The organism is Pirellulales bacterium, assembly GCA_036499395.1.
GTDB lineage: Bacteria > Planctomycetota > Planctomycetia > Pirellulales > JACPPG01 > JACPPG01.
Window position 1 is genome coordinate 66,909 of record DASYDW010000099.1, and the last position, 6,613, is coordinate 73,521.

At 61.2% G+C, this 6,613-nt stretch carries 6 protein-coding genes; 1 reads left to right on the forward strand and 5 read right to left on the reverse strand.

What is annotated here, in order from left to right; all coding sequences use genetic code 11:
- Nucleotides 1-387: 387 nt before the first annotated feature.
- The 3 genes from VGN12_18130 to VGN12_18140 form a co-directional block, all read right to left on the reverse strand.
- Entirely contained in the window at nt 388-1,350 is a 963-nt protein-coding gene (locus VGN12_18130) for a GNAT family N-acetyltransferase (GenBank protein HEY4311373.1), read from the reverse strand.
- Between the two features lie 69 nt (nt 1,351-1,419).
- Nucleotides 1,420-1,737 (reverse strand): Rieske 2Fe-2S domain-containing protein, encoded by a 318-nt coding sequence (locus VGN12_18135; protein HEY4311374.1) that lies wholly within the window; start codon nt 1,735-1,737, stop codon nt 1,420-1,422.
- 108 nt (nt 1,738-1,845) lie between these two features.
- The gene (locus tag VGN12_18140) at nt 1,846-2,772 is read right to left on the reverse strand and encodes a lysophospholipid acyltransferase family protein (GenBank protein HEY4311375.1); all 927 of its coding nucleotides are present in this window, start codon (nt 2,770-2,772) and stop codon (nt 1,846-1,848) included.
- 683 nt (nt 2,773-3,455) lie between these two features.
- Between VGN12_18140 and VGN12_18145 the strand changes: the two genes are divergently transcribed.
- Complete coding sequence (locus tag VGN12_18145) at nt 3,456-4,412, forward strand: serine acetyltransferase (GenBank protein HEY4311376.1); 957 nt, start codon at nt 3,456-3,458, stop codon at nt 4,410-4,412.
- Between the two features lie 68 nt (nt 4,413-4,480).
- Here the strand turns inward: VGN12_18145 and VGN12_18150 are convergent, their stop codons facing one another.
- Both VGN12_18150 and VGN12_18155 read right to left on the reverse strand, forming a co-directional pair.
- The gene (locus VGN12_18150) at nt 4,481-5,725 is read right to left on the reverse strand and encodes a PQQ-binding-like beta-propeller repeat protein (protein HEY4311377.1); all 1,245 of its coding nucleotides are present in this window, start codon (nt 5,723-5,725) and stop codon (nt 4,481-4,483) included.
- Nucleotides 5,726-5,952: 227 nt separating this feature from the next.
- Nucleotides 5,953-6,613, reverse strand: a 661-nt coding sequence (locus VGN12_18155) for a DUF1570 domain-containing protein (GenBank protein ID HEY4311378.1), incomplete at its 5' end; no start/stop codon positions are given.

The window sequence follows — 6,613 nt, forward strand, 5'->3', positions numbered from 1 at the left end:
GCATGAACCGTATCCTGACCGTGACGGTCGCAAGTGCGTCGCAAGCGTTTCAACGCTTAAGCACGAATGGCGATCTCAAGTGCCACGCGTGTGCGGGTAGGCGACGAGTCGGCGATCCCAGGCAGGATAAGTGGTACAGCTCTCCTGCAAGGCACTATCGGCAGGGCCGCTACAACCGCTCCAGGCGCCCGCATGCGATTGTCTGGAGGGCGCATAAATGGGAAGAGAGAGGAAGATTTGCCGGCGCCAGCCACCTATTCTTACGGCCGCGAAGCAGGCAAAAGCAGCGGCGCGCCGTGAATCGCTTGCCGGCAAAGTTTACCCAGATCGCGCCGCCGAAATCACGGCGCTGGGCCTTGGAGAGTATCGATTACCGGCACCGGCGTCTCAGGGGCTGGGACCCTGCTTGCGATAGGCGATCCCCTGATCGACTTCGCTAAACCCAAGCTTCGTGTACAGAGCAATCGCCGCGGCGTTCCCGGCCATCGTCTGCACCTCGATCAGGCCGATGCCCTGGGCGGCCAGCCGGCGAAAGGCGTCTCCCAGCAGAAACGTCGCCAGACCACAGCGGCGCCGTTCGGGCGCCACCTGCAGGTCGAACAAGCCTGCGGCCTGCACACCCCAACCCGCGGCAAACGTCTCCAGCCGCCAGAATCGCGCGCTGGCGATCGGCCGCGAATCGTTGCGCTCGCGAAGTTCGAAAGCCGTGACTTCGAAGTGCTCGAGCGCACAGGCTTCCCACCAATTGCGCGGCGGAGCGTCCGCGATTTCTTCAACACTCGAGGTGCGCCGAATCTGCATTTGCGCGCGATCGATCGGCGGACGAAAGCCGGCCAGTTCGCGCTGCAAAATCACGACGCGATCGATTTCGCGGTAGCCCGCCGCGCGGTACACGCCGGTAGCAAATTCATCCGAACCGAGCACACCCGGCATTTCGCTGCCGCCGTACAGTCCACGGTAGAAAGGATCGAGCGGCCGGATTCCACCGGCGTATAAAACCTCGGCCCCCTTCGAGCGTAAATATTGCTCGCTGCGCGCCAACAGGTCGGGACCAACTGCGCTCTGTTGAAAGGTGGGACGCACCATCAGCAGGCTGGTCACCCCGAAGCGCTGATTCAGGCCGTCGGCATTATCCGTGGCGCCGAAACCGGCATGGACGAAGCCGACAGTCGTTCGGCCGTCGAGCGCGAGAATCAAGCCGTTGTTGTCGAAATACGGCTTGGCGAGCACGATCTGCTCGATGAGATTGGCCGATGCCGGTTGCGCCAGCCCGCGCGCCGGCGGTTGTGATCGCCAGACTTCGACCAACTGCGGTGTGTCGTGATTGCGAAACGAACGATAGCTAAACAACGGTGCTCACTCGATTTCAGTCATTCCGTGGGTTATTCCACGGGGCGGCTTGCGGCGCGGATGCGCTCGCTAAGCCAGATCCTCGAGGTCGATCCAAATACTGTCCCCCTCGATGCGAGTCGGATAACTGGGCTGCCGAATCGAGCGGCTCAACTGGTGCTGGCCCGTCCGCACGTCGAACTGCCATCCGTGCCAGGGACACGTAACGATCGTACCCGTCAAGCAACCTTTTCCCAATGGGCCTCCTTGATGCGGGCAGACACCGTCCAGCGCGAAGATTTCCCCGTCCACATTGAACAGCGCCACGATACGATCATCGACCACGCATTCCACGGCCGCGCCCGGAGGACAGGCATTAAGCTCGATGGCGCGGATCCAGCGTGACATGAGATATCCCGGGACATGAATCGCGACCGTACAGGTCACGCACGGCGCGAATCGGCCGCGGCGCCCATTATAAGACGGCTCGCGCGCGGCAACCATCGGAAGCGAGGTTTACGCCGCCTGCCGGCTCTTTTGCTTGGGCTTGCGGCGGTCTTTCCACCGGTCGTGCAACCACCAATACTGATCCGGGGCCAGCCGGACAATGTTTTCGATCGTGCGACTATACCACTGTGTCAGCGGGCGCACGCCCGTAACGGAGCGATCTTCGTGGTTCCGAGGATCGGCAACATCGCAGATGCGCAGTTCGTACTGCAATGGCTTGCCCACGCGCATCGCGTAGCCTACCGCCATCGGTGCGTCGTTATGCAGCGCCAACAGGCCGATCGCCTTGTGGGCCGAGGCCGGGCGACCGAAGAATTCGACCCAGCATCCTTTGGTGCCAGCGTATTGATCGGCCAGAAAGGCCATGGCGCCGCCACCGCGCAGCACGGCCAGAATCTGATCGTAGCCCCCTTTGGTCGGAATGATGTGCTGACCGGTCGCACCGCGAAATCGCCCTACGAAGTCGTGCAAGTACGGGTTATCGAGCGGACGTGCCACGGTATAGGTGGGAAAGCCGAGAACTCCGAGCATGAACCCCGACAGCTCGAAATTACCGAAGTGACCGCTCACCAGGATCACCGGGCGCTCTTCGAGTAACACTCGAACCAGTAGATCGGGATCCTTCAGCTGCACGAACTTTCGCCAGTTCGTCTCGTGAATCTTGCGCGGCGCATGCGCGACTTCGGCCACCAGCAGGAAGAGGTGCTTCCACATCCGCTTTGCCAACCGGCGCCGGCGACGCTGGTCGAGCCCGGGGAAGGCGTGCTGCAGGTTTTCGTCGATCAGCTTGCGCCGCAGCGGAATGACGTCCGTGGCGAGCGTGGCCAGGATGTCTGCCAGCCGCTCGCAGGTCTCGATTCGCACGGCCTGCACCACGCAGATAAAGATCCGCACGGCCAGGTAGGTCAGGTAATGGAGCGTCTTCTGGAGCGACACGCGGCGCAATATCCTCGAGAAAGGTCAACGGCCGGTTCGCCGGCGACCGCCACGCTTAAGAGCGTATCGGTAACCGGAGATTAAGCCCGGGGATTGTGCCAAGTCCCCGCCGCATGGCAAAGAGCGGTTTTAGGACGTTATTCGCCACCCTGGAAATGGGGCATTTCGACAGTGGGGAGGCCCCTGGTTCGACGCACAGCCAGGGCATAATCCAGTGGCGGCGTACCGGCCAAGACTGGAGTCGGGTGCTAGCTAACTCTTGACCCACCCTCCCCTTAACTGCCCTGTTATCAATAAACTTCCAGCGCTACCCCCGCCGATGAAAGTGCCTGGAACCTTGATTTTGCCGATTTAGACTCCTACGATTTGCCCGTCGGAAGTGTCCTCCGGCCTCTGTTGGCCTGTGGCAGATTTCAGCGAGGGTAAACCGCAATCGGCTTCCGGTCACCCACCATCTGGCAAGCAAGAATCAACCAGCATGACCACCGATGGCTTTCGCACGCGGCACGTCGAGAATCGCGCGCTGGGCCTCGCGCTGTGCTGCTGTCGCTGTCCGGGCTGACCGGACATCATTCCTTCTTCCCACTCAGTTCTCGCCCCCCTCTCGTTTCGCCCATTTGCCGAAGACTTGATTTCGGCGCGCCTTGATCCACCGGACCTACCGGCACGGAGCGATCCGCCACATGGCCACTGACGCACGCCTGAAAGAGCAACTACCCGACCTCACCGAGCGAATCGTCGACACCTTTACCCAGGTGGGAACGATCAATCACTTGGGGCACTGCCCGTTGCCCAATTACGACGTGATCATTCAGGTAATCGAAGACCTGCAAGAGATCATCTATCCGGGCTACCGTCGGCAAGAAGGGCTGCATCAAGGGAACGTCGGCTATTACATCGGGGCGCTCGTCGATCGGTTGCATGATCGGCTGACCACTCAGATCGGGCGTGCGTTGCGCCACGAAGCTCGGGCTCCTTGCGAAGGAGAGCACGACGTCGACTTCGAGGCCCTCGGCCAGGCGAAGACCGTCGAGTTCTTAAAACAGCTTCCCGAACAGCGACGACTACTGGCTTTGGACGTGCAAGCCGCCTACGACGGCGACCCGGCCGTGAAGACGCCGGATGAAGTGATTTTTTGCTATCCGGGTCTGGTGGCCATCACCGTCTATCGCCTGGCTCACGTGCTTCATTCGCTCGACGTGCCGCTCATCCCGCGCATGATGACCGAATGGGCCCATGGCCGGACGGGGATCGATATTCATCCCGGGGCGACCATCGGACGGCACTTCTTCATCGACCATGGCACCGGTGTCGTGATCGGCGAGACGTGCGAAATCGGCGATCACGTAAAGCTCTATCAAGGCGTGACGCTGGGCGCGCTCAGTTTCCCCGTCGACGGCGAAGGGCATATCGTCCGCGGCAACAAGCGCCATCCGACGATCGAGGATCGCGTAATTATCTACGCCAACGCCACGGTGCTAGGGGGCGAAACCGTGATCGGCGCCGATTCTGTGATTGGCTCGAGCGTGTGGCTGACGCGTAGCATTCCGCCGCGCACGACCGTCGTACTGGAAAAACCCCGCCTGCGGATGCGCGGAGAGCAGGTAGAAGACCTGGCCGAGCTGAACTACCAGATCTAAGCGTCGCGCAGATCTAGTACTTCCGCGGTAGTCGTACGATCTCGCACGAGCTACCGTCTTCGTGCGCTTTACTTGCGTACATCATAGACCAGCAGTTTATCCTGGTCGCGCAAGTACAGTCGGCCATCGGCCACGACCGGATGCGGCCAACTCGGGGCTTCACTGCGCTCAGGCTGCTCGAAGCGGCCGTGCAATTCGAAGCCGTCGGGTTTCGCGGCCACCAGGCTGACCAGCCCCGCTTCGCTGCGACAATAGAGCAGGCCATCGACGCATACGATCGAGCTTTTGCCTGCCGTGCGGTCGGCCCACTTCACGTCCCCCGTGGCCAGGTCGAGACAAGTCAGCACCCCGGGATCGTCGCTGCCGTAAAGATAACCATCGACGACGACGTAGCCGCCGTGGTGGTTCTTCATTTTCTTCGTGAAATACGCTTCCTTCGCTTCGAACTTGCCGTTGCTCTCTGTCACTTCGACCATTCCGCCCCCTGTGCCATAGCCGCTGGCAGCGAAGACCTTATTTCCGACGCACACCGCTGTCGAGATATTCGCCGTGCCATTGGCCGGCGCGTCGTATCGCCACAGGAACGTGCCGTCCTTGGCGTCTACCCCGATGACTCCCTTGGCCGTGAACTGAATGTATTGCTTCACTCCGCCGATGTCGGCCTTGATGATCGACGAGTAGTGCGCCGGGTCGCCCACCTTCGAGGTCCATACGGTTTCTCCCGTGCGCTTGTCGAGCGCCGCGATCGTAGCGTCGTTACCGCCGGGCGTGCATAGCACCCACGGGCCATCGACCAAAACTGACTCGCTATATCCCCAATTGGGAATCACCCCGCCGAACTCGCTGACTAGACTGCGCCGCCAGACGCCGGCGCCGGTCTTGGCGTTCAAGCACAGCAGGTCGCCATTGATGCCCAGGACGTAGACGTTTTCGCCATCGACCGTCGGCGTGGAGCGTGGACCGGGATAACCGGCCCCTTCGTGGCGCACCGGACCGAGCGTGGCCGACCACAGTTCCTTGCCATTGTCTCGCGCGCTGAGAGCCAGGATCACTTCCTGCCCTTCGCGGTTCCCCATCAGAAACACCCGGCCATCGGCCAGGGCCGGCGTCGAGAAGCCGATGCCCATGCCGGAAACTTGCCAGGCGAGCTTCGGTCCACCTTCGGGCCAGTCGGTCAGAAGTCCCCGTTCGCGCGACACGCCCGTTCGTTGCTCGCCGCGCCAGGCCGGCCAATCATTGGCGACGCGTGGCACAGGCGCCGCGCCAATTTGCGTGCAAGCAATCAGGATTGCGAACATGACGAAGCGCTTCATCGTGAGGCCGTTCCTAAGGAAAGATTTCGTAACCGGCGGGGAACACCACGATGACAACAAGGTCGTCAATCGTGGTCTGATCTTATGGAGGCAGGCGTGCAACTGGTGCGGCGGGAGTTTCGGCGGATTCCGGGCTAAAGCTACTTCGGAATCTCGCCTTGTTTGCACCTATTGTGCATACCCGATTGCCCAAGGCAAGCACTGTGCTAACGGCCGCGAAGACCACCCTAGTGCAGCATCTTGGCCATGTACCGCTGAAAATCAGCCTCTAGCGCCGTGATGTCGCCAAAAGCGGCCGTGAATTGCGCCAGCCGTTCGCTGGGATCATCCCAGATCAGCCGCTTCTTCGCGGCCAGCACTTGCAGAAATGCCCGATATTGCTTGGGGCGCTGGTGGATCAGGAAATAGTTTAGGGCCCACGCCTCGGCGTAGGCGTCAAGCGCTTTCGAGGTATCGCGAAAACGTGCGTCGTCCGCAATCAATGTTTTCAGACTGTCGGGAGGCCGGCGCTCGGCATACTCGGCAAACGCCGCCAGGCGCGATTGGTTGATCGAACCAATATTGCGCGATCCCTTCGGCTTGGAGAGGTCCGGAGACTCGAAATAGACCGCGATTCCTTCGCTAATCCACAGCGGAATGTCAGCATAGCGCGTTTGCAGTCCGCAGTTGTAAGCAATCTGATGCGTGGCTTCATGGATCACGGTGGCAACGGTGCGCTCGGCATCGGGGCGCGAGAGCATGAGATTGATCTGCGCCGGCGATCCGCGACGATCGCCGGGGGCGCGCAAACTTTCGATGCCGGTCAGGTCGTACATCGTCATGCGATTCGTGGCCAGGCTGTAGTAGCCGATGATCGATGATGCTGCCTCGCCTAACTCGGCCTGCGCG